This is a genomic window from Pseudohaliea sp., from assembly GCF_054552115.1.
In genome coordinates this window covers 1-26,888 of the sequence record NZ_JBTOLW010000033.1, presented here as the reverse complement: position 1 = coordinate 26,888, position 26,888 = coordinate 1, and the positions used below count along the sequence as shown (strand labels likewise).

At 69.6% G+C, this 26,888-nt stretch carries 26 protein-coding genes; 21 read left to right on the top strand and 5 right to left on the bottom strand.

Going from position 1 to position 26,888, the window contains the following annotated elements:
- Nucleotides 1-111 precede the first annotated feature (111 nt).
- From rnr to ACX93N_RS13985, 7 genes are all read left to right on the top strand, one after another.
- Nucleotides 112-2,625: a ribonuclease R gene (gene rnr / locus ACX93N_RS14015; RefSeq protein WP_459429061.1), complete on the top strand. Its 2,514-nt coding sequence runs from the start codon at nt 112-114 to the stop codon at nt 2,623-2,625.
- Nucleotides 2,626-2,628: 3 nt separating this feature from the next.
- Nucleotides 2,629-3,387, top strand: a complete 759-nt coding sequence (rlmB, locus tag ACX93N_RS14010; RefSeq protein ID WP_459429060.1) for a 23S rRNA (guanosine(2251)-2'-O)-methyltransferase RlmB — start codon at nt 2,629-2,631, stop codon at nt 3,385-3,387.
- Between the two features lie 144 nt (nt 3,388-3,531).
- Nucleotides 3,532-4,002 (top strand): 30S ribosomal protein S6, encoded by a 471-nt coding sequence (gene rpsF / locus ACX93N_RS14005; protein WP_459429059.1) that lies wholly within the window; start codon nt 3,532-3,534, stop codon nt 4,000-4,002.
- 33 nt (nt 4,003-4,035) lie between these two features.
- Nucleotides 4,036-4,263, top strand: a complete 228-nt coding sequence (gene rpsR / locus ACX93N_RS14000) for a 30S ribosomal protein S18 (RefSeq protein WP_459429058.1) — start codon at nt 4,036-4,038, stop codon at nt 4,261-4,263.
- Nucleotides 4,264-4,318: 55 nt separating this feature from the next.
- Nucleotides 4,319-5,188: a hypothetical protein gene (locus ACX93N_RS13995; RefSeq protein WP_459429057.1), complete on the top strand. Its 870-nt coding sequence runs from the start codon at nt 4,319-4,321 to the stop codon at nt 5,186-5,188.
- Nucleotides 5,189-5,258: 70 nt separating this feature from the next.
- Nucleotides 5,259-5,708 (top strand): 50S ribosomal protein L9, encoded by a 450-nt coding sequence (gene rplI / locus ACX93N_RS13990; RefSeq protein ID WP_459429056.1) that lies wholly within the window; start codon nt 5,259-5,261, stop codon nt 5,706-5,708.
- Nucleotides 5,709-5,810: 102 nt separating this feature from the next.
- Nucleotides 5,811-8,450 (top strand): replicative DNA helicase, encoded by a 2,640-nt coding sequence (locus ACX93N_RS13985; RefSeq protein WP_459429055.1) that lies wholly within the window; start codon nt 5,811-5,813, stop codon nt 8,448-8,450.
- Nucleotides 8,451-8,456: 6 nt separating this feature from the next.
- Here ACX93N_RS13985 and ACX93N_RS13980 read toward each other — a convergent pair whose 3' ends face one another.
- Nucleotides 8,457-9,137, bottom strand: a complete 681-nt coding sequence (locus ACX93N_RS13980; protein ID WP_459429054.1) for a replication protein P — start codon at nt 9,135-9,137, stop codon at nt 8,457-8,459.
- Nucleotides 9,049-10,272: a DnaT-like ssDNA-binding domain-containing protein gene (locus tag ACX93N_RS13975; protein ID WP_459429053.1), complete on the bottom strand. Its 1,224-nt coding sequence runs from the start codon at nt 10,270-10,272 to the stop codon at nt 9,049-9,051. The genes ACX93N_RS13980 and ACX93N_RS13975 overlap by 89 nt, the downstream gene beginning before the upstream one ends.
- 106 nt (nt 10,273-10,378) lie before the next feature.
- Here ACX93N_RS13975 and radA point away from each other — a divergent pair, with 106 nt between their 5' ends.
- A complete protein-coding gene (gene radA / locus ACX93N_RS13970) occupies nt 10,379-11,755 on the top strand; it encodes a DNA repair protein RadA (protein WP_459429052.1) in 1,377 nt (458 codons plus the stop codon).
- Nucleotides 11,756-11,941: 186 nt separating this feature from the next.
- The gene (gene gdhA / locus ACX93N_RS13965; protein ID WP_459429051.1) at nt 11,942-13,285 is read left to right on the top strand and encodes an NADP-specific glutamate dehydrogenase; all 1,344 of its coding nucleotides are present in this window, start codon (nt 11,942-11,944) and stop codon (nt 13,283-13,285) included.
- A 62-nt stretch (nt 13,286-13,347) separates the two neighbouring features.
- Here gdhA and ACX93N_RS13960 read toward each other — a convergent pair whose 3' ends face one another.
- Nucleotides 13,348-13,722, bottom strand: a complete 375-nt coding sequence (locus tag ACX93N_RS13960) for a PilZ domain-containing protein (RefSeq protein ID WP_459429050.1) — start codon at nt 13,720-13,722, stop codon at nt 13,348-13,350.
- A gap of 68 nt (nt 13,723-13,790) precedes the next feature.
- Here ACX93N_RS13960 and ACX93N_RS13955 point away from each other — a divergent pair, with 68 nt between their 5' ends.
- On the top strand, nt 13,791-15,005 hold the full coding sequence (locus ACX93N_RS13955) for an MFS transporter (RefSeq protein ID WP_459429049.1): 1,215 nt from the start codon (nt 13,791-13,793) through the stop codon (nt 15,003-15,005).
- Nucleotides 15,002-15,862, top strand: coding sequence for a 2OG-Fe(II) oxygenase family protein (locus ACX93N_RS13950; protein ID WP_459429048.1), 861 nt, complete (start codon nt 15,002-15,004; stop codon nt 15,860-15,862). Before ACX93N_RS13955 ends, ACX93N_RS13950 begins: the two co-directional genes overlap by 4 nt.
- Here the strand turns inward: ACX93N_RS13950 and ACX93N_RS13945 are convergent.
- The gene (locus ACX93N_RS13945) at nt 15,848-16,813 is read right to left on the bottom strand and encodes a nucleoside hydrolase (protein WP_459429047.1); all 966 of its coding nucleotides are present in this window, start codon (nt 16,811-16,813) and stop codon (nt 15,848-15,850) included. The genes ACX93N_RS13950 and ACX93N_RS13945 overlap by 15 nt on opposite strands.
- A gap of 5 nt (nt 16,814-16,818) precedes the next feature.
- The gene (gene ettA, locus ACX93N_RS13940; RefSeq protein WP_459429046.1) at nt 16,819-18,483 is read right to left on the bottom strand and encodes an energy-dependent translational throttle protein EttA; all 1,665 of its coding nucleotides are present in this window, start codon (nt 18,481-18,483) and stop codon (nt 16,819-16,821) included.
- Nucleotides 18,484-18,953: 470 nt separating this feature from the next.
- On the opposite strand from ettA, the gene glyA reads away from it, so the two are divergent.
- From glyA to ACX93N_RS13890, 10 genes are read left to right on the top strand one after another with little or no spacing between them, the layout of a single operon-like run.
- Entirely contained in the window at nt 18,954-20,246 is a 1,293-nt protein-coding gene (gene glyA, locus ACX93N_RS13935; RefSeq protein ID WP_459429045.1) for a serine hydroxymethyltransferase, read from the top strand.
- A gap of 21 nt (nt 20,247-20,267) precedes the next feature.
- On the top strand, nt 20,268-20,744 hold the full coding sequence (gene nrdR, locus ACX93N_RS13930; RefSeq protein WP_459429044.1) for a transcriptional regulator NrdR: 477 nt from the start codon (nt 20,268-20,270) through the stop codon (nt 20,742-20,744).
- A 16-nt stretch (nt 20,745-20,760) separates the two neighbouring features.
- A complete protein-coding gene (gene ribD, locus ACX93N_RS13925) occupies nt 20,761-21,876 on the top strand; it encodes a bifunctional diaminohydroxyphosphoribosylaminopyrimidine deaminase/5-amino-6-(5-phosphoribosylamino)uracil reductase RibD (RefSeq protein ID WP_459429043.1) in 1,116 nt (371 codons plus the stop codon).
- 7 nt (nt 21,877-21,883) lie between these two features.
- The gene (locus ACX93N_RS13920; protein WP_459429042.1) at nt 21,884-22,546 is read left to right on the top strand and encodes a riboflavin synthase; all 663 of its coding nucleotides are present in this window, start codon (nt 21,884-21,886) and stop codon (nt 22,544-22,546) included.
- A gap of 12 nt (nt 22,547-22,558) precedes the next feature.
- Nucleotides 22,559-23,695 carry a 3,4-dihydroxy-2-butanone-4-phosphate synthase gene (gene ribB / locus ACX93N_RS13915; protein ID WP_459429041.1) on the top strand — a complete coding sequence of 379 codons (1,137 nt, stop codon included), beginning with the start codon at nt 22,559-22,561 and terminating at the stop codon, nt 23,693-23,695.
- Nucleotides 23,696-23,716: 21 nt separating this feature from the next.
- Nucleotides 23,717-24,187, top strand: coding sequence for a 6,7-dimethyl-8-ribityllumazine synthase (ribH, locus tag ACX93N_RS13910; RefSeq protein WP_459429040.1), 471 nt, complete (start codon nt 23,717-23,719; stop codon nt 24,185-24,187).
- A gap of 2 nt (nt 24,188-24,189) precedes the next feature.
- Nucleotides 24,190-24,642, top strand: a complete 453-nt coding sequence (gene nusB / locus ACX93N_RS13905; protein WP_459429039.1) for a transcription antitermination factor NusB — start codon at nt 24,190-24,192, stop codon at nt 24,640-24,642.
- Between the two features lie 3 nt (nt 24,643-24,645).
- Nucleotides 24,646-25,563, top strand: coding sequence for a thiamine-phosphate kinase (gene thiL / locus ACX93N_RS13900; RefSeq protein WP_459429038.1), 918 nt, complete (start codon nt 24,646-24,648; stop codon nt 25,561-25,563).
- Between the two features lie 41 nt (nt 25,564-25,604).
- Nucleotides 25,605-26,111 (top strand): phosphatidylglycerophosphatase A family protein, encoded by a 507-nt coding sequence (locus ACX93N_RS13895; RefSeq protein WP_459429037.1) that lies wholly within the window; start codon nt 25,605-25,607, stop codon nt 26,109-26,111.
- The gene (locus ACX93N_RS13890) at nt 26,108-26,740 is read left to right on the top strand and encodes a retropepsin-like aspartic protease family protein (protein WP_459429036.1); all 633 of its coding nucleotides are present in this window, start codon (nt 26,108-26,110) and stop codon (nt 26,738-26,740) included. The genes ACX93N_RS13895 and ACX93N_RS13890 overlap by 4 nt, the downstream gene beginning before the upstream one ends.
- Nucleotides 26,741-26,888: the final 148 nt, after the last annotated feature.

Sequence of the window (26,888 nt, the reverse complement as noted above, 5' to 3'; positions counted from 1 at the left end):
GGTGAGGGTGCAGCACTCTAGTCGCAGGCCCGGTGTTTGTCAACGATCACGTATAATGGCGGCTCGCGCGGGCCTGCGGGCCCGCAAACGCACCGGAAAAAAGGCCACTCCATGGCACGAAAAGGCAGGAAAGCCGACCCCCACGCCGCCCGCGAGGCGGCCCGCTACGACAACCCCATTCCCTCCCGGGAGTTCATCCTGGAGCAGCTGCGCACCGCGGACCGGCCCCTGGATCACGGCCAGGTGGCCGAGCTGCTCGGCCTGACCGACGACCGGGACCTCGACGCCCTGCGCAACCGTCTCCGCGCCATGCAGCGCGATGGCCAGCTGCTGGTGGACCGGCGCGGCGCCTACGGTGTCGTCGACGCCATGAACCTTCTGCGCTGCCGGGTGCAGGGGCATCGCGATGGCTACGGGTTCGCGATGCCGGTCACCGGTGGCGACGACGTGTTCCTGAGCGCCCGGCAGATGCGCAGCCTCTTCGACGGTGACACGGTGCTGGTCACGGTGACCGGCATCGACCGCCGGGGCCGGGCCGAAGGCAAGGTGGTCGAGATCCTCGAGCGCGGGGTCGACCGCGTGGTGGGCCGCTACCAGGAAGAGAGCGGCATCGGCGTGGTCATCCCGGACAACGCCCGCATCACCCAGGACGTGCTCATCCCGCCGAAGGCCAAGGGCGGGGCGAAGCACGGGCAGATCGTGACCGCCGAGATCACGGACTACCCCACGGGCCGCCTGGGCGCCAAGGGGCGGGTGATCGAGGTGCTTGGCGACCACCTGGACCCGGGGCTCGAGATCGACATCGCCATCCGCGCTCACGGCATCCCCTTCGAGTGGCCCGAGGCCGTCGTCGACGAGGCCGGGCACCTGCGCGAGGAAGTCGACGAGGCCGACAAGCGCGCCCGCATCGATCTGCGCGACCTGCCCTTCGTCACCATCGACGGCGAGGATGCGAAGGACTTCGACGATGCCGTGTACTGCCGCAAGAAGCGTCTCGGCGGCTGGAAGCTCTGGGTTGCGATCGCCGACGTGTCCCACTACGTGCACCCGGGCTCGGCCCTGGACTCGGAGGGGGCCCGGCGGGGGAACTCCGTCTACTTCCCCGAGCGGGTGGTACCGATGCTGCCGGAGGTGCTGTCCAACGGGCTCTGCTCCCTGAAGCCCGAGGTGGACCGGCTGGCGATGGTCGTGGAGATGGATCTCAACCGTGACGGAGAACTCGGCAAGTTCCAGTTCTACGAGGCCGTGATCCACAGCCACGCGCGGCTGACCTACACCCAGGTGGGCCGGGTGCTGGCGGGCGAGCAGGAGCCGGCGGTGCCGAAGGCGCGCATCGCCGACCTCACGCGCCTGCATGACCTGTACAAGGTGCTGCGCCTCGCCCGGGAGGAGCGCGGCGCCATCGACTTCGAAACCGTGGAGACGCGGATCATCTTCGACGACCAGCGCAAGATCAGCGAGATCGTGCCGGTAGTGCGCAACGATGCCCACAAGCTCATCGAGGAGTGCATGCTCTGCGCGAACGTTGCCACTGCCCGCTTCTTCGAGAAGCACCCGCTGCCGACCCTGTTTCGCGTGCACGAGGGGCCCGGCGAGGAAAAGCTCGAGAACCTGCGCGCCTTTCTCGGCGAGCTCGGCCTTGGCCTTCGCGGTGGCGCAGAGCCGAGCCCCCGGGACTACCAGGCGCTCATGGAGGAGATCCAGGACCGGCCGGACGCCCACGTCATCCAGACCATGCTCCTGCGCTCGCTGCGCCAGGCCGTCTATCAGCCCGAGAACAAGGGACACTTCGGACTGAACTACGCGGGCTACGCCCACTTCACCTCCCCGATCCGCCGCTACCCGGACCTCATTGTCCACCGCGGCATCCGCTCGGTGATCCGCTCGAAGCAGCGCAGCCGCCTCGTCCGCCGGGCGGACGGAGCGAACGTCATGCCGCGCGAAGAGAGCTACCCCTATGACGAGCGCGCCATGGTGGTGCTCGGCGAGCACTGTTCCATGACCGAGCGCCGCGCCGACGACGCTACCCGCGACGTGGATGCCTGGCTCAAGTGCGAGTACCTGCAGGACCGGGTCGGCGAGGAGTTTGCCGGGGTGGTCGCGGCGGTGACCAGCTTCGGCCTCTTCGTGGAGCTGTCGGACCTCTATATAGAAGGCCTGGTGCACGTCACGGCGCTGCCGGGGGACTACTACCGCTTCGACCCGGCCCATCAGCGCCTGGTCGGCGAGCGCAGCGGCCGCAGCTTTCAGCTCGGCGACAAGCTCACGGTGCAGGTCGCCCGGGTGGATCTCGACGACAAGAAGATCGATCTCGAGCCCGTGGAACTCCCGGCGACCGGCAAGAGCGCCCGCAGCCGGCGTGGCGCCGGCGACGATAGCCGGGGCAAGACCGGGCGCGGCGACAGCGGCCGGGGCGGGGGCGGCGCCTCCGCGAAGGGGGGCAAGGCCGCCGCTGCGAGCGGCGGTCGTTCGGGTCAGAGCCCCTCGCGCCGGGCGAAGGGTGGAAAGAACGCCGGCAGCAAACCCGCCGACAAGGCCGGCAGGAAAACCGGCGACGGGAAGTCCGCCGACGGGAAGTCCGCCGACGGGAAGAGCGGCGGGCAGCGCCGCAGGCGGCGTCGCTAGGCCGTGGCCGGGCCGGTCTACGGCATCCATGCCGTCGAGGCGCTGCTGGCGCGAGACCCCGCGAGCATCGTGCGCCTGCAGGTGCAGCGCGGTCGCGAGGACCGGCGCGTTGCCGCGCTGCTGGCGGCGGCGGAGGCGGCGGGTGTTGCCATCCACCGCGTCCCCCGGTCGGCCCTCGACCGGCTGGTACAGGGACGCCACCAGGGCGTGGTGGCCGAGCTCATCGCCGGTCCGGCCGGCCTCGACAAGACCCTGGCCCGGGAGGCCGACCTCTGGGTCCACCTCGATGCGCTCGATCATGCCCCCCTGCTGCTCGTGCTCGATGGCGTGACGGACCCGCACAACCTCGGCGCCTGCCTGCGCAGCGCCGATGCGGCGGGGGTGGACGCGGTGATCCTGCCGAAGGACAAATCCGCTTCCGTGACGCCGGTGGTGCGCAAGGTGGCCTGTGGCGCGGCGGAGACGGTCCCCCTGCACGCGGCCACCAACCTCGCCCGGGTGCTGAAGGGCCTGAAGGAGCGCGGTATCTGGCTCTACGGCACTGCCGGCGAGGCCGGGAGCAGCCTGTACGCCCAGGACCTCACCGGCCCCGTCGCTCTGGTGCTCGGCGCCGAGGGGGCCGGGTTGCGCCGGCTCACCCGGGCGCACTGTGACTTTCTCGTCCACCTGCCCATGGCCGGGGCCGTGTCCAGCCTCAATGTGTCCGTGGCCGCCGGCGTCTGCCTCTTCGAGGCCGTGCGCCAGCGGGCGGCAGCAGGGTGACCGGCGCAGCAGGGTGACCGGCGCTTGCAAGGCGGCTCCCGCGCGGCTAAACTCCGCGCTCCAAAATTTGCGGGCGACCGATCGTTGCCCATTCTCCTTGCCACACCGCGCTGACGGGTGGCATTAACCCGTAAGGAGCCTTCGATGCGACATTACGAAATCGTATTCCTGGTCCATCCGGATCAGTCCGAGCAGGTGCCGGCCATGGTCGAGCGCTACACCGCCATGGTGACCAAGGACGGTGGCCAGGTGCACCGCCTGGAAGACTGGGGCCGCCGGCAGCTTGCCTTCCCGATCAACAAGGTTCACAAGGCACACTACGTGCTGATGAACGTCGAGGCCAGCAACGACGCCATGGAAGAGCTGACCACGACCTTCCGCTTCAACGACGCCGTGATCCGCAACCTGGTCATCCGCCGCGACGAGGCCGTGTCCAGCGAGTCTCCGATCATGAAGGCCGAGAAAGAGAGCCGCGAGCGCAAGAGCCGTTTCGACGATCGCAAGGGCGACGACAAGGGCCCGCGCGGCGACCGGGGCGACAAGCCCGCTGAGGGCGCCGGCGAGAAGGGTGCCGAGAAAACCGCTGAGAAAGCCGCCGAGAAGACCGAGGCCTGAGGCCGTCGTTAACCGAATCCAGGAGTATTAGCCATGGCACGCTTTTTCCGTCGCCGCAAGTTCTGCCGCTTCACCGCCGAGGGCGTGAAGGAAATCGATTACAAGGACCTCGACACGCTCAAGGCCTACATCTCGGAGACGGGCAAGATCGTCCCGAGCCGGATTACGGGCACCAAGGCCCGGTACCAGCGCCAGCTGTCCACCGCCGTCAAGCGCGCACGCTTCCTGGCGCTGCTGCCGTACTCGGACGCCCACCGGTAGCAACCCTTCCCGGCGGGACGGGGCCCCGGGGCCCCGCCCGCGGGCGGGTGGCTCTATGAAAGCGCTTGCCGCTTTTGCCATGCGCGGCCCCTACCGGGCCCTGCTGCTGGCCGTCGCAAGCTCCGGCAGCGTCCTGTTCTGCTGGATTGGCGCGGCTACAGCGGCACTCGTCACGCTGCGCCGCGGCGTCGGCCCGGGGGCCTGGATCGTGCTCTGGGCTTCCCTGCCGGCGCTGCTGCTGACGCAGATGGCCGGTGACACTACGCCGCTGGCGCTGCTCCTGGGCACCTTCGTGCTGGCCCTGGTGCTGCGCCTGTCGGTGAGCCTGGCCCTCGCGGTGCTCGCGAGTGCCGCCGTCGGTATCGTGACGGGCCTGGCCACGCTGCTGCTGGCGCGGCGCATGCTGGAGCAACTGGCCGCGGTTTTCGGGCAGCTGCTGGAGCAGGTGCAGCAGTCCGCCGGGCAGGGGGCGGAGGTGGCCATGCAGGTGCCGACCCAGCTGCAGCTCGCGGGCATGATGGGTGCCGCGAACGCCATCCTGGCAGTGCTCTGCCTGGCGCTTGCGCGCTACTGGCAGGCCGCCCTGTACAACCCCGGGGGGTTCGGCAGCGAGTTTCGCGCCCTGCGCCTCCCGGTCGGCGTGACCGCCGCGCTGGCTCTGGGCGCCGCGGGGCTCACGGCCCTGGGCCTGGAGTACCGGAGCTGGGCCGCGTGCCTGCTGGTGCCGGTGACCGTCGTGGGTTTTGCGCTGGTGCACGCCCGGGCGGCTCAGCGCGGCTCGGGCCGGGTGTGGCTGACGGCGTTCTATGCGCTGTGGCTGCTGTTTGATGCGGCCAAGCTGCTGCTCGTCGGCTTCGCGGTACTGGATGCCTGGGTGGACTTCCGCGCGCGCTGGCAGCGCGCCGGGAAGGACGGCGAGAACTGAACGAACATTTGACACGGGGCGCCACGGGCGCCGTACGGGAGCCCGCTCCCGCAGCGAGAGGATAGGAACCATGCAAGTCATTCTGCTGGAGAACATTGGCAACCTGGGCGGCCTCGGCGACACCGTCGAAGTGAAGTCCGGCTACGGCCGCAACTTCCTGATTCCCCAGGGCAAGGCCGTGCCGGCCACGAAGGAGAACGTCGCCGAGTTCGAGGCGCGCCGCGCCGAGCTCGAGAAGGCCGCCGCGGAGGCCCTGGCCGCTGCTCAGGCCCGCGGTGAGAAGCTGGCCGAAGTCGGCGTTGTGACGATCACCGCCAACGCCGGCGACGAGGGCAAGCTGTTCGGCTCCATCGGCACCCGCGACATCGCCGACGCCGTCACCGCCGCCGGCTGTGAGATCGACAAGGCCGAGGTACGCCTGCCCGAGGGTGCCCTGCGCGAGACCGGCGAGTACGTGGTCGCCGTGCAGGTCCACCCCGAGGTGATGGTCGACGTCACCGTGGCGGTGGTCCCCGAGTAAGCCCGACCCCGGGCCGAAGGGGGGCGTGCCGACGGCACACCCCCTTCTGGCCGTCCACCGAATCGGCTACCCTGAACGGCCGCGTCGAGTCCTGAGCCCCCCATGGCCGAACCCGATATCGCCGACCTGCCGCCGGAGCCGCCGCCCGACTACGACGGCGACGTCGCCCGCATCAAGATGCAGCCCCATTCCATCGAGGCGGAGCAGTCCGTGCTCGGCGGTCTGCTGTTGTCCGCCGATGGCTGGGACGGCGTGGCCGAGGTGGTGGCTGCCGAGGACTTCTACCGCCCGGACCACCGGCTGATCTTCCGCCACGTGGCCCGCCTGGCCGAGGCCAGCGACCCCGTGGACGTGATCACCGTGGCCGACAAGCTGCAGGCCAGCGGCGAGCTCGAGGCCGCCGGCGGCCTCGCCTACCTGACGGAACTCGCCGAGGGCACGCCCAGCGCTTCGAACATCCGGGCCTACGCGCAGGTGGTCAGCGAGCGGGCCAACGTGCGCCGGCTCATCCAGGCCGCCCAGGAGATTGCCGACAGCGGCTTCAACCCGGAGGGGCGAAGCGCCGAGGAGCTCATCGACGCCGCGGAGCGGCGCATCATGCAGATCGCCGAGCAGGGGCCGAAGGCGGGCGGGCCGCAGACCGTCAACCCGCTGCTGCAGGGGGCGCTGTCGCGCATCGAGGAACTGTTCCAGAGCGGCGGTGATATCACCGGCCTGTCCACCGGTTACGTCGATCTCGACCGCTTCACGTCCGGCCTGCAGCGCTCGGACCTGGTGATCGTGGCCGGGCGGCCCTCCATGGGCAAGACCAGCTTCGCCATGAACCTCGTGGAGCACGCGGTGCTTCAACAGGAGCGGCCCGTGCTGGTGTTCAGCATGGAGATGCCGGCGGAGCAGCTGATCATGCGCATGTTGTCGTCCATCGGCCGCATCGACCAGAGCAAGGTGCGCAACGGCAAGCTGGACCAGGAGGACTGGCCCAAGCTCTCCGGCGCCGTGGGCAAGCTCAAGGACGTGCCCCTGTACATCGATGACACGCCGGCGCTGACGCCCACGGAGGTGCGCAGCCGCGCGCGGCGGGTCGTGCGCGAGCACGGCGACCTGGCCATGGTCATGATCGATTACCTGCAGCTCATGCAGGTGGCCGGCAGCTCGGAGGGGCGCACGGCCGAGATTTCCGAGATTTCACGGAACCTCAAGGCCATTGCCAAGGAATTCGGCTGCCCGGTGGTGGCCCTGTCCCAGCTCAACCGCTCCCTGGAGCAGCGCCCGAACAAGCGCCCGGTGAACTCGGACCTTCGCGAATGCGTCGTCGGCGAAACCGGCGTCTGCCTGGCTGACGGCTCCCGCTTGACCGTTGCCGAACTGGTCGGGGAAACGCCGGACGTGCTGTCAGTCTCTGAACGTGGGCGGCTGGAACCGGCACTCGCCGACAAGGTCTGGTCGGTCGGGCAGAAGGCAGTTTTCGATGTTCAGCTGAGGTCCGGCCGGTCTCTGCGCTGTACTGCCGGCCATCGCCTGCTGACGCTCGATGGCTGGAAGCGGCTCGAAGAACTGGCCCTGGGTGACCGCCTGGCGCTTGCCCGCCGATTGCCAGAGCCGGCCAAGCCCCTGGCGATGGCAGAGCACGAGCTGATTTTCCTCGCCCACATGATCGGTGATGGCAGTTACGTGGTGCACCAGCCGATGCGCTACACCACGGCGAGTGAGGCCAACAGCGTCATTGTTCGCCGTGCCGCCGAGCAGTTGGGCTCCACCGTGAACCGCCGGGAGGGCCGCGGTAACTGGCACCAGCTGGAGATCTCCGGCAATGGCAACCGCTGGCATGCCCAGGGCGCAGGCAAGTTTCTCAAGGACCTCGGCATCTACGGCCAGCGTTCCGCTGACAAGCGCATCCCGGCGCCCGTTTTCAGGCTCGGGCAGGAGCAGCTGGCGTTGTTTCTGCAGCACCTTTGGTCCACCGATGGCTCCATCAGCGGTCGCAGGGTCTTCTTTTCCAGCGCCAGCCGGGGCCTGATTGATGACCTTGCGCTGCTGCTGCTGCGCTTCGGCATTGTCGCCAGGATCAAGCACAAGGCGACTGAGCGGCATCCCTCCGGCTGGTTTGAGCTGGATATCTCCGGCGGCGAGTACCAGCGCCGTTTCGCTGAAACCGTTGGCGGCTTCGGGCACCAGCAGCTGCAGGTGGAGGCCCTGCGGTCGCGCCTGGCACAGCAGACAAGCAACACGAATGTGGACACGATTCCGCGAGAGATCTTCAGCTACGTCAAGCGGGAGATGCGTGTGCGAGGAAACTCTCAACGGCAGATGGCGCAGTCGCGCGGCACTGCTTATGGCGGCAGCTCCCACTTCCGCTTTGCCCCGTCGAGAGAAACGGTGATGAGCTACGCAGAGCTCCTCGACGACGACTACCTGAGAGAGGTCGCCGGGAGTGACTTGTACTGGGACTCGATAGAGGCTATCGAGTCTGTCGGCGAGCGTGAGGTGTTTGATCTCACCGTGCCCGGGAATGCCTCCTGGCTGGCTGACGGCATCGTCAGCCATAACTCGGGTGCGATCGAACAGGACGCGGACGTGATCCTGTTCATCTACCGCGACGAGGTCTACAACGAGGACTCCCCGGACAAGGGCGTGGCCGAACTCATCATCGGCAAGCAGCGGAACGGGCCTATCGGTACCGTGCGCCTGGCCTTCATCGGTGAATACACCCGTTTCGAGAACCTCGCCCGGCAGCAGGGCTGAGTCGGGCTACAGATCCAGCTCCTGCCGCAACTGCCGCAGCCGAGCCAACTGCTCCTTGTCGCTCAGGGGCGTGCCCTGCTGTTGCTCCAGCGCCGGGGCTGCAGGCATCTCCAGGGTTTCCCCGGCCAGCACGCGTGAGCAGTAGCGCTCGTAGTGGTCCCGGAACACGGGCCAGGAGGCCGCCTCCGGCTGGTTGGCGAGGAAAAACCAGCCGCTGTCCCGCCCGGCGAGATAGACCGCCGGGTGAGACCAGCGCTGTGCGGCTCTGGGCACGGGCGCCGCGCAGGCTTCCTCGTAGGCGGCCCGGGCCGGGGGCAGGCCGAGGTCCGTCGCCGCCTCGCGGCAGCAGCAATGCATGCGATGCAGCGTGGGCAAGTACTCACTGCTCTCAATCGCGCGCTTCGCGCCGGCCAGCAGCTGGCTGACGCCGTAGTCGCCGAGGGATTCCAACCACAGTTTCTTTATCTGCCGGAGCTGTTCGGCGTCGGGGAAGGCCGCGTAGTACTGGTTATGATAATTGAGGCGGAAGAGGGCGAAGACCTGGTTGATGGCCTCGACCCGTTCCGGGGCCGGGCGGCCGCTGCGGCCGGTGCCCTGCTCAGTCTGCCCAGGAGGTGTCGTGGAGGTCCTGCTCGAGGCTGCGATCGCGCGTTCGGCCCGCTCCACCAGTTCCCTGCTGCCCGTCATGACGTCCGTCCCGTGCCGTGAATTGGTTGTGCCGCGCCCAGTGATATTTTACATGCTGCAGGAACTTCGAGTTCCAGGAGCTGTGCAACTGGTTGCTGTCGCGCCAGTAGAGCACGAACTCCGGCACCAGGGCGCGGGCGAAGCCGGTGTCGATATGCGACAGGGCCAGGATGTCGAAGACATCGGCGCTCGGCTGCCAGTCCGGCGGGATGCGCACGGGCTCCGTGCCGTGTTCCCGGCTGGACTGGTAGCGAGCCCATTGCCGGCGGATGTGCTGCACGAAGCGGGTATTCAGCGTTTCGGGGGTGCTGCCGCGCTCCCGCCAGTAGAGTACGAACTCGGGGATCGAGTCCTCGATGAAATCCCGGGCGACGCCGGCGCGCAGGAGGATCTCCAGCGCGTCCGCGTTCGGCTGCCAGTTGCCGTCCAGGGGTGCCGGCGTGCTGCGGAAGGCCTCCGCGGCGTCCTGCTGCCGGCGCCGCCAGCAGGAGAGGACGTGCTGGCGGAACTTGTTCTCCCAAGCGTGGCTGCTCTCGCCGCGCTCGCGCCAGTAAAAGACGAAATCCTCGAGTTGTTCGAGGGCGAAGGCGCGCGGTATGTTGTGGTTCAGGGCGAGGAGTTGCAGCAGGTCTTCGCTGGGCTGCCAGCCGGCCGGGAGCAGCCCGGCCCCGGGGCGGCGGGCAAGGCCGCCGCCGGCACCCGCCGTCGCCGGAGCGGCGCTCATCGCGACGGGCGCGCGCTGCACCGGCGCTTCCTTCGACGCCCCCGGGCGGCCGGCGAGTGCTCCCTGGCGCGGCCGGGTGCTTTCCGCCGGGCCGGCGCCGGTCGCGGGCCCGTGGTCCAGGGCGAAGGTCAGCGTATCGTTCTCCGGCCCCTCGCGGAGCTGCATGACGCCGAGGTCCACCAGGTGTTTGCAGAGCCTGGAGAGGTCCGCGTCGCTCCAGAAGGGCAGGGCGCTGAGCAGCCGGCCGCGAGCGACGGTCACCCAATCCCCTGGCCCCTGGCGCTCCGCCGCCGGATGCCCGAGGAGCCCGTGCAGATACTGCAGCAGGATGGCCTCTTCCAGCCCGATTGTCGCCGCCAGGCCGGGAGAAAACAGCAGCTGCTGCTCGGGGATGAGGGACGATTCCGCCATCAGTGCTTCCGGGTCGTGGGTGCGGCCGGCTAGCATAGCGGCCCTGCCGGAGACGATACAGGCCCCGGCGGCGTTTTTCACGGGAGGCTCGTTTCACAGGAGGCCCATGGCGAAGCAGAAGACGGCATTCGTGTGCACCGAGTGCGGCTCGGACTACAGCAAGTGGCAGGGGCAGTGTAGCGACTGCGGCGCCTGGAACACGGTCACCGAGGTGCGCCTCGGCCCGGCCGGCAAGCGTGCGGCCGCGGTAAGCGCCGGCAGCCGGGCGGGCTTTGCCGGCGCCCGGCCGGAGGCGAAGCTGCTGGCGGACATCGCCACAGAAGACGTTGCCCGCATCGCTTCCGGCGCCGGCGAGTTCGACCGCGTGCTCGGCGGCGGGCTCGTGCCGGGCTCGGCGATACTCGTTGGCGGCAGCCCCGGCGCCGGCAAGAGCACCCTGCTCCTGCAGACCCTGTGCCACCTCGCCCGCGGCCGCCCCTGCCTCTACATCACCGGCGAGGAGAGCCTGCAACAGGTCGCCCTGCGTGCCCGCCGCCTCGGCCTGCCCCTGGACCAGCTGCGGCTTATGGCCGAGACCAACGTCGAGAGCATTCTCGCCGCCCTCGCGGACGACCGGCCTGATGTCGTGGTGGTCGACTCGATCCAGGTGGTGCACTCCGACGACATCGCGTCGGCCCCGGGCAGCGTCTCCCAGGTACGCGAGTGCGCCGCAGCGCTGACCCGCCACGCCAAGCAGTCCGGCACCGTGCTGCTGCTGGTCGGCCACGTCACCAAGGATGGCAGCCTGGCGGGGCCCAAGGTCCTCGAGCACATGATCGACTGTTCGATCCTTCTCGAGGGCTCGGACGACTCGCGTTTCCGCACCCTGCGTGGGCAGAAGAACCGCTTCGGCGCGGTGAACGAGCTCGGCATCTTCGCCATGACGGACGGCGGCCTGCGCGAGGTGAAGAACCCCTCGGCGATCTTCCTCGACCGCAGCGAGGAGGCATCCTCGGGCAGCGCCGTCATGGTGGTCTGGGAGGGCACCAGGCCCCTGCTGGTGGAGATCCAGGCGCTGGTGGACGACAGCGCCCTCGGCAACCCGCGCCGGGTGGCGGTGGGCCTGGAGCAGAACCGCCTGGCCATGCTCCTCGCCGTGCTGCACCGCCACGGCGGTCTGCACGTGGGCGACCAGGACGTCTTCGCCAACGTGGTCGGCGGGGTGAAGGTGCTGGAAACGAGCGCCGATCTCGCCCTGCTGCTGGCCATCGTCTCCAGCTTCCGCGACCAGCCGTTGCCCCGGGACCTGGTGATTTTCGGCGAGGTGGGCCTCTCCGGTGAGATCCGCCCGGTGCCGAGCGGCCAGGAGCGCCTCGCCGAGGCCGCCAAGCACGGCTTCCGCCGCGCCATCGTGCCGAAGGCCAACGCGCCCCGGTCCGCCATCCCCGGCATGGAGGTGGTGCCCGTACGCAAGCTGCAGGAAGCGCTGGCCGCGTTCACCTAGCGCGAGCTCCAGCGGGATGTCGAAAGGCTCCTCAGGCGTCCCTCGTGGCTTTCAGGGGGCCGCCGGGACAAGGCTGCCGTGCGTGCCCCGCCCCCGGGCGAGGAGCCGGGACCGGCAGGGTCCGCGGCGCGATCGCAACGTCCCACCCACGCTGCCATAATCTGCGTTTTCCGAAGGAGCCCGCCCATGTACCAGGATCTATCCCTCGACCGCTTCATGCAGGGCCTGATCAAGCGCAATCCCGGTGAAACGGAGTTTCACCAGGCCGTGCACGAGGTGGCCGAGTCGGTCATTCCCTTCATCCTCGACAACGTGCGCTACCGCGAGGCGGGCATCCTCGAGCGCATGACGGAGCCGGATCGCAGCGTGATCTTCCGCGTCGTGTGGGAGGATGACGAGGGCAACATCCGGGTGAACCGCGGCTTCCGGGTGCAGTTCAACAACGCCATCGGCCCCTACAAGGGCGGGCTCCGCTTCCACCCCACGGTGAACCTGTCGATCCTCAAGTTCCTCGGTTTCGAGCAGACCTTCAAGAACAGCCTGACCACGCTGCCCATCGGCGCGGGCAAGGGCGGCTCCGACTTCAACCCCAAGGGCAAGTCAGACCGGGAGATCATGCGTTTCTGCCAGGCCTTCATGACCGAGCTTTTCCATCACATCGGCCCGAACACGGACGTGCCCGCCGGCGACATCGGTGTGGGCGCGCGGGAGATCAGCTACCTGTTCGGCCAGTACAAGCGGCTGACCGGTGAGTTCACGGGGGCCCTCACCGGCAAGGGCATCGAGTTCGGCGGCAGCCTCATCCGCACCGAGGCCACGGGCTGGGGCGCGGCCTTCTTCATGCAGGCCATGCTCGCGCACCGCGGAGACAGCGTGCAGGGCAAGACCTGCGTGCTGTCAGGCGCCGGCAACGTGGCGCTCTACTGCGCGCAGAAGCTGATTCAGCTGGGGGCGAAGGTGGTGACCCTGTCCGACTCCTCGGGCTTCATCCACGATGCCAACGGCCTGGACGAGGACAGGCTGCACTGGCTCATCGACCTTAAGACCCGGCGCCGGGGGCGTATCAGCGAGTATGCCGAGCAGTTCGGCTGCCAGTACCACGAGGGGACCCGGCCCTGGGGCGTGCCCTGCGATCTGGCCTTCCCCTGCGCCGTGCAGAATGAGCTGGATCAGCAGGACGCGCGCACCCTGGCGGTGAACGGCTGCAAGGCCGTGGCCGAGGGGGCGAACATGCCGTCCACCGTGGAGGCGATCAAGGTACTGCACGACGCAGGCGTGCTTTTCGGCCCGGGCAAGGCCGCCAATGCCGGCGGCGTGGCCGTCTCCGGGCTGGAGATGAGCCAGAACAGCATCCGCATGGCCTGGGGCGCCGAGGAGCTGGAGCGTCGCCTGCGCGACATCATGAACGGCATCCACGACCAGTGCGTGCACTACGGCCAGAACGGCGAGCAGGTGAACTACGTGCGCGGCGCGAACATCGCCGGGTTCCGCAAGGTCGCGGACGCCATGCTGGCCTATGGTGCGATCTGACCCGTGCGACGAGGGCCGGGGGGCCGTCGCGATCCGGCCGGGGAACGGTGCAGGCGCTCCGTTTACCCCTCGTCCTGGCGCAGTCGCTCGATCTCCGCATCCAGCGCCGCCTCGTCCTCCACGCGGGTGGCGAGCAGCGCGCGCAGGGGCTCGATATTGGCCTGGTCCACGTGCTGCACGGAGAAGCCGAGACGGCCGCTCTCCACGTGCTGCAGGTAGGCGTGGAGCTCGAGCACCTGGTCCTCCTTGAGGTGGATCATAAGCGTGAAGGGCTCGTTGTACTGGGCGTCCCAGACGTCCGGCTGGTCCGTGGCCACGCCGGCGAGGGAGAGGTCGACGAGGCGCTGCCTCCATACGCTGCCGCCCTGGTGCACCTCGACCGGGAGGTCGAGGCCCGCGCGGAGGTTGTCGCGCCGATCGTTCGGATAATCGCTCATGGGAGAGTCGTTCCTGCCCGTGTTTCCCGGCAATATAACGCCTCCCCCGTGGCAATGCGATACGCCCCGTGACCCGCTCCACCCTGCGCAACCGGGTGAGTGTCACTCTCGCCTGTTTTCTCGCCTACTGCGTGATGTCCGGCATGCTCGCCCCTATCGGCGTAGTGCTGCCGCCGCTCGCGGAACAGCTGGGCATCCCCGTGCCGGCCGCCGCGGCGCTGTTCAGCTGGCTCACGGTGGGTATCCTGGTCGGCTCCGGTCTCGCCCTGGTGGTCTTCGACTTGCTCAGCCTGCGCTCTGCCATGCTCCTGGTCTACACCGCCATCGGTGGCAGCCTCCTGCTCCTGCGTTTCACGGAGAGCCCCTGGCTGCTGCGCCTTGTCCTGGGCGTGGTCGGCGCGGGCTGCGGCATCGGCCTTGCCGGCGCGGCCAGCGGGATCGCGCTGCTCTTCGAGGGCGAGCGCCGGGCGTCCATGCTGGTGGTGACCGACGGCTTCTTCAGCGGTGCCGGGGCGGCGACTTCCGCCGTGGCGGTACTCTTCGTCGCGGCGGGCCTGCACTGGGCGAGCAGCTACCTGCTGGTGGGCGCTGTGGCGGTGCTGATCGTGCTCCTCGCGGCGAGCGCGCGCTTCCCGGCGAGTGCGGCGGAGCGTGTCGCGCCGGTGAGCACAGGCGCTTCGCCGCTGGAGCCGGCGGCGCCCTGGCCCGCCGCGGTATGGCTGTGTATCGCCGCGCTTTTTCTCTACACGCTGGGCCAGAACAGCATGCTCTGGTGGCTGCCGAGCCACCTGGAAGCCGCCCTGTCCATGCCCCGCGGGGCTGCCGGTTCCGTGGTCTCGCGCTACTGGACCGGCATGTTCTGCGGCCAGCTGCTGGTGGCCTGGTGGGTGCTGCGCCTGGGCGCCCGGCGCACGGTGCTGGCGAGTAGCTTCGGCACGCTGCTCGGCAGCCTGCCGCTGTGGACCGTGACGGTGCCGGCCTGGCTGCCCTGGCTCGCCTTCGCCTGGGGCCTCGCGAATTTCGGCCTTCTCAAGGTCACCATCGCCTTTGCCAGCGACGCGGTGCCCGTGCCGACGCCGCGGCTCATCGCCGCGCTGCTTTTCGGTGCCACCCTGGGCACGGCGGTGAGCCCGCTGGTCACCAGCGCCGTGGTCGCCGCGGGAGATGAGCTGGCGGTGCTTCGCTTCAGCTCTTTCTGCTACCTTCTGCTTGCCGGGTTGATCTTGCTCGCCCGCCGCCTTGCAACACCTGCCCCCGCAATGTCGTCCAGGGAGACCCCGTGAGCGTCGCCATCGTCGATTTCACCGCGCCCGACCCCGACCGCGCCTTTGTCCGGGCCCTGCGCGGGACTGGCTTTGCCGTGCTGCGCCACCCGCCGCTGGACGCGGTGCGGCTCGCGCGCATGGACGCGGGCTGGCGTGAATTCTTCCTGCGCGGGGAGGCGGGCAGCGAGGGCAAGGCGGCCTGGCTGGCCGAGGAGAACCCGGTCTCCGGCAATAGCACCGGCTGGATCCCGCCGGAGGTTTCCGAGACTGCCGTCGGTCACGGCGTGAAGGACCTGAAGGAGTTCTACCACATCGCCCCGGGCGCCAAGCTGCCGCCGGCGCTGGCCGGGGACGCCTTCGCCCACTTCGACGAGGCTCTCGCCCTCGGTGCGCGGTTGCTCGGCTGGATCGACGCGCACTGCCGTGACGTACTGCCGGCGGCGCTGCACGGGCGGCTGGCCGGGACCCTGTCCCGTGAGCACAGCCTGCTGCGCATCCTCCACTATCCCCCGCTGGCGGGCAGCGAGGCGCCAGGCGCCGTGCGCGCCGCGGCGCACGAGGACATCAACCTGCTGACGGTGCTGCCGGTCGCACGCGAGCCCGGGCTCGAGCTGCGTGCGCGCAGTGGCGGCTGGGAGGCGGTACCGGGGAAGCCCGGCGACGTGATCATCAACGCCGGCGACATGCTGCAGGAGATTACGGGCGGGGCACTGCCCTCGACCACGCACCGGGTGGTGAATCCCCCGGACCCGGCGATGAACGTCTCGCGCATCGCCATGCCCTGCTTCCTGGCCCCGGAGCTCGAGCTGCGCCTGTCGGCGCGCTACAGCGCCGGCAGCTACCTGCGCGAGCGGCTGGAGCTACTGGCCCGCTAGCCTCGCCAGGGCGGCGACGTAGCGGTCGCGCAGGCCATCCGCATCGACGCCGCGGGCGACACGGCAGCTCGGCCGCCCCCGCCAGGCGTCCGTCAGGTAGCGGTCCGGGTGTTCGCCCAGGATGCCCTGGCCGAGGGCCACGCCCCCGGTGACCACGCGCACGGGCCCGGTGGCGGTTTCGTAGAGTTCCGGGTAGAGCAGGCAGGCGACGGCGGAGGAGTCGTGGATCGGGCAACGGCGGCCGCCGCCGAGGCCCGCGTAGAAGTCGAAGTAGTGCCGGGTGATGGCATGTATGAAGGCCCCGGCCTCGCCGGCGCGTCGCACCAGCGTAGCGATGAAGGCCTCGTCCATGATCGTCTCCTGGGTCACGTCCAGGCCCACGATCGTCGTCGGAAACCCGGCGCCGAGCACCCGGTCCGCCGCCAGCGGGTCGCCGCCGAAGTTCGCTTCGGTCACGGGCGAGACGTTGCCCCGGTGGCCGTGGAAGCCGAACACGCCGCCCATGACCACCAGCTCCTTCAGCAGCCCCGGCAGCGCCGGTTCCAGCGCCAGGGCGTCGGCCAGGTTGGTGAGCCGGCCCACGGCGACCACTGACAGTTCCCCGGGCTCTCGCCGGGCGAGGTCGGCGAGGGCCTCGGCGGCGGGCAGGTCCTCCGCGCGGCGGCAGGGCGCGGGCAGGGGGATGTCGCCGAGGCCGTTGCGGCCGTGCACGAAGTCCGGGTGACCCTCGCCGAGAGCCGCCCCGAGCGGACCGGAAGCGCCGCGGAATACCGGGGCGTCGATACCGAAGCGCTCGGCCACCACCAGCGCGTTGCGGGTGACGTCGTCGAGGCTGGCGTTGCCGGCGACGGTGGTGATCGCCGCGAGCTCCGCCTCCGGCGCCCCGTGCAGGAAGAGCAGGGCCATGGCATCGTCGATGCCGATGTCCGTGTCGAACACGACCCGCTTCACGGGTTTTACTTCAGCTTGCGGTACTTGACGCGGTGCGGCTGCTCCGCCGCGGCGCCCAGGCGCGCCTTGCGGTCCTCCTCGTACTCGGTGAAGTTGCCCTCGTGGAAGATCACGTTGCCGTCGTCCTCGTAGGCGAGGATGTGGGTGGCGACGCGGTCCAGGAACCAGCGGTCGTGCGAGATCACCAGCGCCGCGCCGGGGAAGGCCAGCAGCGCTTCCTCGAGCGCCCGCAGCGTTTCCACGTCCAGGTCGTTGGTGGGTTCGTCCAGCAGCAGCACGTTGGCGCCCTGCTTGAGCAGCTTGGCCAGGTGCAGGCGGTTGCGCTCGCCGCCGGAGAGGTCCTTGACGAACTTCTGCTGGTCGGAGCCCTTGAAGTTGAAGCGGCCCACGTAGGAACGCGAGTTCACCTCGTAGCTGCCGATGCGGATCACGTCCTGGCCGTCGGAGACCTCTTCCCAGACGGTCTTGCTGCCGTCGAGATCGTCGCGGGACTGGTCGACGTAGGCGAGTTCCACGGTCTCGCCCAGCTCCACGCTGCCGCCGTCCGGCTGCTCGGCCCCGGTGAGGATGCGGAACAGCGTCGATTTGCCCATGCCGTTAGCGCCGATGATGCCGACGATGCTGCCCTTGGGCACGGAGAAGGTCACGTCGTCGAAGAGCAGCCGGTCGCCGAAGGCCTTCTTCAGGTTCCTCACCTCGATGACCTTGTCGCCCAGCCGGGGGCCCGGCGGGATGTAGATCTCGTTGGTCTCGTTGCGGCTCTGGAACTCCTGGCTCTGCAGCTCCTCGAAGCGCTGCAGGCGGGCCTTGTTCTTCGCCTGGCGGCCCTTCGGGTTCGAGCGCACCCACTCGAGCTCGGCCTTGATGGCCTTCTGGTGCGAGGCCTCCTGGCGCTGTTCCTGCTCCAGGCGCTTCTCCTTGGTCTCCAGCCACGCCGAGTAGTTGCCCTCGTAGGGAATCCCCCGGCCGCGGTCAAGCTCCAGGATCCAGCCGGCGGCGTTGTCGAGGAAGTAGCGGTCGTGGGTGATAGCCACCACGGTGCCCGGGAAGTCGTGCAGGAAGCGCTCCAGCCAGGCCACGCTCTCGGCGTCGAGGTGGTTGGTGGGCTCGTCCAGCAGCAGCATGTCGGGCCCGGAAAGGAGCAGCCGGCACAGCGCCACCCGGCGCCGCTCACCGCCGGAGAGGGTCTCGACGTCCGCGTCCCAGGGCGGCAGGCGCAGGGCGTCGGCGGCGATCTCGAGCTTCGTGTCGAGGTTGTGCGCGTCGGTGGCCTGGATGATGTCCTCGAGGCGCGCCTGCTCTTTCGCCAGCGCGTCGAAGTCCGCGTCGGGCTCGGCGTAGGCGGCGTAGACTTTCTCGAGCTCGGCCAGCGCATCGATGGCGTCCTGCAGCCCTTCCTCGACGTTGCCGCGCACGTCTTTCTCCGGGTTCAGCTGCGGCTCCTGCGGCAGGTAGCCGATCTTGATGCCGGGCTGGGGCCGCGCCTCGCCGAGAATCTCGGTGTCGAGGCCGGCCATGATCTTCAGCAGCGTGGATTTGCCGGCGCCGTTGAGGCCGAGGACGCCGATCTTGGCGCCGGGGAAGAAGGACAGGGAGATATCCTTGAGGATCTCCTTCTTGGGCGGCACGACCTTGCCGACCCGGTTCATGGTGTAAACGTATTGCGCCATGTGGGGGCTCGCAGTGCGTTGAAACGTGGGGCGCGGAGTTTAGCAAATCGCTGGTTGGGTGACAGTCTGGCGGGTGTTGCGGGCGTCCCCGGGGGCGGCGGGAAGTGCCTCCTGCCGCACTGCCAATGTCCGGCCCTGGTCGTCACTGCGACGTCAGGCCTCGGGTGCGGGCAGCCCCTCGGCAACAATCAGGCCACGCTTTGCCTCTCGCCCCGCGACGGGGCTTTCCGCGAGGACTGTTCGAGTCCCGAAAATTCGCATTAGCGAATTTTGGTCGAGTTCCGCAGCGGCCGGCGCGGGGCGAGAGGCAGTGGCCGTTGCCGAGGGGCTGCCCGCACCCGAGGCCGGCCTATTGGCACCCCCGAAGTCCGATGGCGCCGGGAAAGCATGCACTTACCCGACGCTCCCATTTCCGCTAGAATTGCGGGCCTCCAGACCGAGACAAGTGCCCGCAAGGCAAGGATTTTTTAATGTTTGACCAGCGCATGAGCATCGAGGGCTTTGACGACGACGTATTTGCCGCGATCCAGGCCGAGGAGCGGCGGCAGGAGGAGCATATCGAGCTCATCGCCTCCGAGAACTACGCCAGCCCCCGGGTGCTGCAGGCGCAGGGCTCCGTGCTCACCAACAAGTATGCCGAGGGCTATCCGGGCAAGCGCTACTACGGCGGCTGCGAATACGTCGACGTGGTGGAAGAGCTGGCCGCTGAGCGGGCCAGGGCGCTGTTCGGCGCGGCCTACGCCAACGTGCAGCCGCACTCCGGGTCGCAGGCCAACGCGGCCGTGTTCCAGGCCCTGTGCAAGCCGGGCGATACTATTCTCGGCATGAGCCTCGCGGACGGGGGCCACCTGACCCACGGTGCCAAGCCGAACTTCTCCGGCAAGACCTACAACGCCGTGCAGTACGGCCTCGATAAAGACACGGGCGAGGTGGACTACGCGCAGGTCGAGGCGCTGGCGAAGGAGCACAAGCCGCGAATGATCATCGCCGGCTTCTCCGCCTACAGCCGGGTCATGGACTGGGCGCGCTTCCGCGCCATCGCCGATGCCGTGGGCGCCTGGCTGCTCGTGGACATGGCGCACATCGCCGGCCTCGTTGCCGCGGGCGTATATCCGAACCCGGTGCCGCACGCGGACGTGGTCACCTCCACCACGCACAAGACCCTGCGCGGCCCCCGTGGCGGCATCATCCTGGCGCGGGCGAACGAGGAACTGGAGAAAAAGTTCAACTCCGCCGTGTTCCCGGGTGGCCAGGGCGGCCCGCTCATGCACGTCATTGCCGCCAAAGCCGTGGCCTTCCTCGAGGCACAGGCACCGGAGTTCGTCACCTACCAGGAGCAGGTGGTGGCCAATGCCCGCGCCATGGCGGCAACCTTCATCGGGCGCGGCATCAATATTGTCTCCGGCGGCACCGACAACCACCTCATGCTGGTGGACCTCATCGGCAAGTCCTACACCGGCAAGGACGCGGACGAGGCGCTGGGCGCCGCGAATATCACCGTGAACAAGAACGCGGTGCCGAACGACCCGCGCTCGCCCTTCGTGACCTCCGGCCTGCGCGTGGGCACGCCGGCGATCACCACCCGCGGCTTCGGTGAGGCCGAGACCGTGGAGCTCACGCACTGGATGTGCGACGTGCTCGAAGCGCTGGAGGGCGGCGATGCCGCCGGCGCCATCGCCGAGGTGAAGCAGAAGGTGCTCGCTATCTGCGGCCGCTTTCCGGTTTACGGCGAGCGCGCGTCCGCGGGGGCCGCGGCCGCCTAGGGCGGCCGGGGAGCGCGGGCCGTGCACTGTCCCTTCTGCGGCGCGGACGATACCAAGGTCATCGACTCGCGGCTGGTGGCCGAGGGCGGCCAGGTGCGCCGGCGCCGCGAGTGCCTGTCCTGCCACGAGCGTTTCACCACCTACGAGTCCGCCGAGCTGGTGATGCCGCGCATCATCAAGCAGAACGGCAACCGCGAGCCCTTCGACGACGACAAGCTGCGCGCCGGTCTGCAGCGGGCCCTGGAAAAGCGCCCCGTGTCCGTGGAGGCGGTCGAGGCCGTGCTCACCAGCATCAAGGCTTCGCTGCGCGCCACCGGTGAGCGCGAAGTGGACTCGCGCAAGGTCGGCGAGCTGGTCATGGACGAACTGAAGCAGCTCGACCAGGTGGCCTACGTGCGTTTCGCCTCCGTCTACCGAAGCTTCCAGGACATCGCCGAGTTCCGCGACGCCATCGAGAGCCTGGAGGCAGAGCCGCGGCAGCCGGCCAGGGGCGCCTGAGGCGCACCGCCACCCGGTGACCGACCGCATCGACAGGGCACACATGGCCCGGGCGCTGCAGCTCGCCGCCCGCGGGCGCTTCCATGCGGCGCCCAACCCCCATGTCGGTTGCGTGCTGGTGAGGGACGGCGCGGTGATCGGCGAGGGCTTTTCGCAGCCCGCCGGCGGTCCCCACGCCGAGATCGAGGCGCTGCGCGCCGCCGGCGACAGCGAGGGTGCGACCGCCTACGTCACGCTTGAACCCTGTAACCACCACGGCCGCACCGGGCCCTGCAGCGAGGCGCTCATCGCCGCCGGCGTTTCACGGGTGGTGATTGCCCTCGCCGATCCGCACCCGGAAGCGGGCGGTGGCGCGGCGCGGCTGCGCGAGGCGGGCATCGCGGTGGAGACCGGGCTCCTTCAGGGTGAAGCGAGGCAGCTGGTGCGTGGCTTCTGGCTCCGTCATACGCGCGGCTGGGGCCGGGTGCGGGCCAAGCTCGCCAGCTCCCTCGACGGGCGTACGGCCATGGCCTCCGGCGAGAGTCAGTGGATTACCGGCGCCGCGGCCCGCGCCGACGTCCAGCGCCTGCGTGCGGCGAGCGGTGCCATCGTGACCGGCGTCGGCACGGTGCTCGCGGACGACTGCTCGCTCACCGTGCGCGAGGCGGAGTTCGCCGGCACCGTGGGCGAAGCCGTCCTCAACGGCCGCCAGCCGTTGCGGGTGGTGCTGGATTCGGACCTGCGCACGCCGCCGGGGGCGAAGGTGCTCGCGGGTGGTGGCGAAACGCTGCTGCTGCACCGTGAGGGCCTGGCTGTCGACGTTGCCCCGGCAGGCAGGGTCTCGCTCCAGGCCGTGCCCGCATCGCCTGCCGGGGGCCTCGACCTCCGCACTATGCTCCACCTGCTCGCCGCGCGAGAGGTCAACGAGATTCTGGTAGAATCCGGCCCCCGGCTTGCCGGCGCGCTGCTCGCGGCGGGGCTGCTGGACGAACTCATCGTCTACCAGGCGCCCTGCCTGCTGGGCAGTGCAGGGCGGCCCCTGGTCGACCTGCCGCTCGAGCGCATGGCGGACAAGGTGCCGCTTGCGCTCACGGACCAGCGCCGTGTCGGGGCCGACTGGCGCCTGACCTTCACCGTCACGCAGGATCATTGAACGAGACATGTTTACCGGCATCATCCAGGCGGTTGGCGAGATCGCGGCCATGGAGCCCCGCGGGGGCGACCTGCGCCTGCGCATCCATACGGGCAAGCTGCCGCTTCACGACGTGGCGATTGGCGACAGCATTGCCGCCAACGGCGTCTGCCTCACGGTGACGGCGCTGCCCGGCGACGGCTACTGGGCCGACGTGTCCGTGGAGACCCTCGACGCCACGACGCTCGGCGGGCTCGCCGTCGGCGCGCGGGTGAACCTCGAAAAGGCGCTCACACCGGCGAGCCGCCTCGGCGGGCATATCGTCAGCGGCCACGTCGACGGCGTCGGCGAGGTGGTGAGCCTGGCGGAAGACGGGCGCTCCTGGCGCTTTGTCTTTCGCGCGCCGGCAGCGCTCGCCCGCTATATCGCCCACAAGGGCAGCATCTGCGTCGACGGTACGAGTCTCACGGTGAATGCCGTGAACGGCGCCGAGTTCGACCTCAACATCATCCCGCAGACCATGGCCGAGACCATCTTCGGCGCCTACCGGCCGGGCACGAAGGTCAACCTGGAGGTGGACCTGATCGCCCGCTACCTCGAGCGCCTGGTGCTCGGCGACCGCGCCGCGGACCCGGCCGAAGCCGGGGTCACGCTCGCGACGCTCGCCGAGCACGGCTACCTGCGCGGCTGACTGGAGACCCCCGTGAACGACCTCGTGACCGACCCTGTGGACGAGCTGCTTTCCGAGATCCGCCTCGGCCGCATGGTGGTGCTGCTCGATGATGACGATGCGACCCACAATGCGGGCGGGGTGATGGTCGCGGCGGAGCATTGCGAGGCGGAGCACGTCACCTTCATGGCCCGCCGCGCCCGCGGCCTGGTGTGCCTCGCCCTGACCCGTGAGCGCTGTGAGCAGCTCGATCTGCCGCCGATGGTGGAGGGCGGCGGCGAACATGCCAATTTCACCCTGTCCATCGAGGCGGCGCGCGGCATCGACACGGGCATCTCGGCGGCGGACCGGGCGCACACGGTGCGCGTGGCGGTCGCACCGCACGCGCAGCCTGCCGACATCGTTCAGCCGGGCCACATCTTTCCCCTCGCCGCTGCCCCGGGGGGCGTGCTCACCCGCGCCGGCCACACGGAGGCAGCCGTGGACTACGCGCGCCTCGCGGGGCTGACCCCGGCGGCGGTGCTGACGGACGTGCTCGGGGCCGACGGCGGCCTGGCCAGTGCCGCCGAGCTCGCGGCCTTCGCCCGGGAGCACGGCCTCAAGCTGGGTACGATCGCCGACCTCATCCACTATCGGCTCCTGCACGAGCGCACCATCGAGCGGGTGCGCGAGGGCGAGGTGGCAACGGCCCACGGCACCTTCCGGCTGACCGTCTATCGCGATAATAACGACGGCGAACTGCACCTGGCCCTTTCCCGCGGACACATCCAGCCGGACACCCCGACCCTGGTGCGGGTGCACACGCGCTCGACGCTCCGCGACCTGCTCGGCAGCCACCTGCGCGAGGGCAATTCCTGGGCGCTGCAGGACGCGCTGGCGCACATCGGCGCGGCCGGCAAGGGTGTGCTCGTGCTGCTCGCGCGGCCGGAGAGTGAAGAGGCGCTCCTGCACAGCATCGACCTCGCCCTGGGCGAGGACCGGCCCTCGCCGCCGGCGGCCACGGATACCTACAACACCATCGGGCTCGGGTCGCAGATCCTCCGTGACCTCGGCGTCGGGCAGATTCACCTGCTCGGGGCCCCCATGAAGTACAATGCGATCTCCGGCTTCGGGCTGGAGGTGCTGGAAACGATACGCCCCGCAGCCAGCCAGGCTGGCGAACCGCGCTAGCGGGGTGGCAAGGAGAAGACCATGGACGCGATCAGGACCCTCGAGGGCGACTTCACCGGCGGCGACGGCCGTTACGCGCTGGTGGTGGGCCGCTGGAACAGTTTCGTGGTCGAGCATCTCCTCGCCGGCGCCGTGGATACGCTGCGTCGCCACGGCGTCAGTGACCAGCAGATGACGGTCATCCGGAGCCCCGGTGCCTTCGAGATTCCCCTGGTCTGCGAGAAAGCCGCGGCCAGCGGCAATTACGATGCCATCATCGCCCTCGGCGCGGTGATCCGCGGCGGGACGCCGCACTTCGAGCATGTGGCCGGCGAGTGCACCAAGGGCATTGCCCAGGTCAGCCTGGAGCACGGCCTCCCGGTCGCCTTCGGCGTGCTCACGGTGGACAGCATCGAGCAGGCCATCGAGCGCTCCGGCACCAAGGCCGGCAACAAGGGCGCGGAAGCCGCGGCCTCGGCGCTGGAGATGGTCAGCCTCCTGAAGCAACTCTGAGCGTGGCCGGCAACGCCCCCAATCTCCTCGCCGCGCGCCGGCGACGAGCGCGCCACTACGCCATGCAGGCGCTCTACCAGTGGTACATGGCCGGCGCGCAGCTCAACGTGATTGAGGCCGAGTTCCGCACCGACTACGACTTCGACAAGGTCGACGGCGACTACTTCCACGCGCTGCTGCACGGTGTCGCCGCCGACGCGGACGGTCTCGACGCAGCCTTCGCGCCGCTCCTCGACCGCGCCCTGGACGATCTTGACCCCATCGAGCACACGCTCCTGCGCATGGGCACCTGGGAGCTGCGCGAGCGGATCGACGTACCCTACAGGGTCGTGATCAATGAGGCCGTCGCCCTGGCGAAGAAGTTCGGCGCCACGGACGGGCACAAGTACATCAACGGCGTGCTCGACAAGCTCGCGCGGGAACTGCGCAAGGCCGAGGTCGGCGCCGGCGCCTGAGCCATGCCCGTGAACGAGTTCGAGCTGATCCGCCGCTATTTCTGGGGCCTCGGGGCGGGCGACGCCATCCGCCTCGGCATTGGCGACGACGCGGCGCTCCTGGAGCTTCCCCCCGGTGAGGTCCTGGTCACCTCCGTCGACACCCTCGTCGAGGGTGTGCACTACCCGGAGGATACGTTCCCGGAGGATGTCGGCTACCGCGCGCTCGCCGTCGCTGCCTCCGACCTCGCTGCGATGGGCGCGAGCCCCCTGGCCTGCACCCTGGCACTGACCCTGCCGGAAGCCGATGAGCTGTGGCTGCAGGCCTTCAGTGAGGGCCTGGCCCGGGCCTGTGCGGACTGTCGGCTCCCGCTGGCCGGTGGTGACACCACGCGGGGCCCGGCCACGGTCATTACCCTGCAGGTACTCGGCGCCTGTCCCGCGGATGCCGTCCTGCGCCGCAACGGGGCGCGCCCGGGGAACCAGGTCTGCGTCTCCGGCACCCTGGGCGGCGCCGCCGCCGCCCTGGCGATCCTCGAGGAACGCTGGCACCCGGGACCGGAGGCGGCCGATGCGCTGCTGGCGCGTTTCAACCGGCCGACGGCGCGCCTCGCGCTCGGCGAGCGCCTGCGCGGTGTCGCCACCGCCGCCATCGATGTCTCCGACGGCCTGCTGGCCGACCTCGGCCACATTGCCGCGGCCAGCGGGGTCGCCATCGCCCTCGACAGTGCCGCCCTGCCGCTGGCGCCCGCGCTCGCCGATGCCGGCGAGCGCGGGCGCGCGTGGGCCCTCGCCGGCGGCGACGATTACGAGCTGGTCTTTACGCTGCCTGCGGAAGCGCCGCTCCCCGAGGGCTGCAGCCGCATCGGCGAGGTGCGCGAGGGTACGGGCCTCAGCGTGGACGGCGAAGCGGCGGAGGCCGGCGGTTACCGCCACTTCTGATTCGGTCTACACTGGCAGGCGTGTCACCGGGAAACGCGAGCATGGATTCAGGCAGAGAGGCGCAGCCGCGGTTGCTGCAGAGCCCCGTGCAGCTGGCCGCCTTCGGCTTCGGCAGTGGCCTCTCGCCCTGGGGCCCCGGCACGGTCGGTACCGCGCTGGCGGCCCTGGTGTACTGGTTCGTTCTCGCGCCCCTGCCCCTCTGGGCCTACAGTGCCCTGGTACTCGCGGCGTCCCTGGGCGGCATCTGGCTCTGCGGTGTCGCCAGCCGGGAACTGGGTGTCCATGACCATCCGGGCATCGTCTGGGACGAGTTCGCAGGACTGTGGGTGGCGCTTTGGGCCGTGCCCGCCTCACCGGTCTGGCTCGCCATCGCGTTCATCGTTTTTCGTTTCCTCGACATCACCAAGCCCTGGCCCGTAAGCGCGCTGGACAGCCGCGTCAAAGGCGGCCTCGGTGTCATGGCCGATGACCTCGTCGCCGGAGCGATGACCTGTATTACCCTGCACCTGGCAATCGCCGCGCTCGGTGGCGCGGAGGTGCTGGCATGAGGCGGCCGGTCCTCTTCGCGGCGCTGCTGCTGGCCCTGCCGGCCGCCGCCCAGGAAAGCGTACAGGTCGAGGCGCTGATGCCCGGCATGGCGGTGCTCACCATCGACGGCCGGCGGCACACGCTGCGCGAGGGCGACAGCGCGGCCGGGGTGCGCCTGCTGAGTGCCAGCGGCAAGGAGGCCGTGCTGGAGATCGGTGGTGAGCAGCGCCGGGCCGGCGTGTCCGATCGCATCGCCGGGGCCTACCGGGCGCCGGAGAAACGCTCCGTGACCGTCGCCCGGGACGAGCGCATGCAGTACCGGACCAGCGCTGCCATCAATGGTCGGCGCCTCGAAGTGCTTATCGACACGGGGGCGAACGTGGTTGCCCTGAGCCGCAAGCACGCCGCCGCTCTCGGCATCGATGCGAGCGGTGGCCAGCCTACCCGCGTGGAAACCGCCGGCAGCACCGTGCAGGGCCACATCGTCACCCTGGACAGCGTCGATGTCGGCGGCATCCGGGTCGACAACGTGCGCGCGACGGTGGTCGATGGCGATTTCCCGCGCACGGTGCTGCTCGGCATGAGCTACCTGCGCCACGTGCAGCTGTCGGAGCAGAACGGTGTCCTGTCCCTGACCAGCCGCTGGTGAGCGGCCGCTGTCAACCCAAAGTAGAAATGTCCCCTTTTCTCCAAACTAGATATGTCCCCTTTGCCGACATCGTTCAGCCACGGGAAGGAGCGGCTCCCGGCTTCACCGGAATACGCTTCCAAGGGTGGTCCGGGGCAGGCTTGTGCGC

Coding starts and splice junctions, on each gene's coding strand:
- rnr (WP_459429061.1), top strand. CDS start 112: ATGGCACGAAAAGGCAGGAAAGCCGACCCCCACGCCGCCCGCGAGGCG.
- rpsF (WP_459429059.1), top strand. CDS start 3,532: ATGCGACATTACGAAATCGTATTCCTGGTCCATCCGGATCAGTCCGAG.
- rpsR (WP_459429058.1), top strand. CDS start 4,036: ATGGCACGCTTTTTCCGTCGCCGCAAGTTCTGCCGCTTCACCGCCGAG.
- ACX93N_RS13995 (WP_459429057.1), top strand. CDS start 4,319: ATGAAAGCGCTTGCCGCTTTTGCCATGCGCGGCCCCTACCGGGCCCTG.
- rplI (WP_459429056.1), top strand. CDS start 5,259: ATGCAAGTCATTCTGCTGGAGAACATTGGCAACCTGGGCGGCCTCGGC.
- ACX93N_RS13985 (WP_459429055.1), top strand. CDS start 5,811: ATGGCCGAACCCGATATCGCCGACCTGCCGCCGGAGCCGCCGCCCGAC.
- ACX93N_RS13980 (WP_459429054.1), bottom strand. CDS start 9,137: ATGACGGGCAGCAGGGAACTGGTGGAGCGGGCCGAACGCGCGATCGCA.
- ACX93N_RS13975 (WP_459429053.1), bottom strand. CDS start 10,272: ATGGCGGAATCGTCCCTCATCCCCGAGCAGCAGCTGCTGTTTTCTCCC.
- radA (WP_459429052.1), top strand. CDS start 10,379: ATGGCGAAGCAGAAGACGGCATTCGTGTGCACCGAGTGCGGCTCGGAC.
- gdhA (WP_459429051.1), top strand. CDS start 11,942: ATGTACCAGGATCTATCCCTCGACCGCTTCATGCAGGGCCTGATCAAG.
- ACX93N_RS13960 (WP_459429050.1), bottom strand. CDS start 13,722: ATGAGCGATTATCCGAACGATCGGCGCGACAACCTCCGCGCGGGCCTC.
- ettA (WP_459429046.1), bottom strand. CDS start 18,483: ATGGCGCAATACGTTTACACCATGAACCGGGTCGGCAAGGTCGTGCCG.
- glyA (WP_459429045.1), top strand. CDS start 18,954: ATGTTTGACCAGCGCATGAGCATCGAGGGCTTTGACGACGACGTATTT.
- ACX93N_RS13920 (WP_459429042.1), top strand. CDS start 21,884: ATGTTTACCGGCATCATCCAGGCGGTTGGCGAGATCGCGGCCATGGAG.
- ribH (WP_459429040.1), top strand. CDS start 23,717: ATGGACGCGATCAGGACCCTCGAGGGCGACTTCACCGGCGGCGACGGC.
- thiL (WP_459429038.1), top strand. CDS start 24,646: ATGCCCGTGAACGAGTTCGAGCTGATCCGCCGCTATTTCTGGGGCCTC.
- ACX93N_RS13895 (WP_459429037.1), top strand. CDS start 25,605: ATGGATTCAGGCAGAGAGGCGCAGCCGCGGTTGCTGCAGAGCCCCGTG.
- ACX93N_RS13890 (WP_459429036.1), top strand. CDS start 26,108: ATGAGGCGGCCGGTCCTCTTCGCGGCGCTGCTGCTGGCCCTGCCGGCC.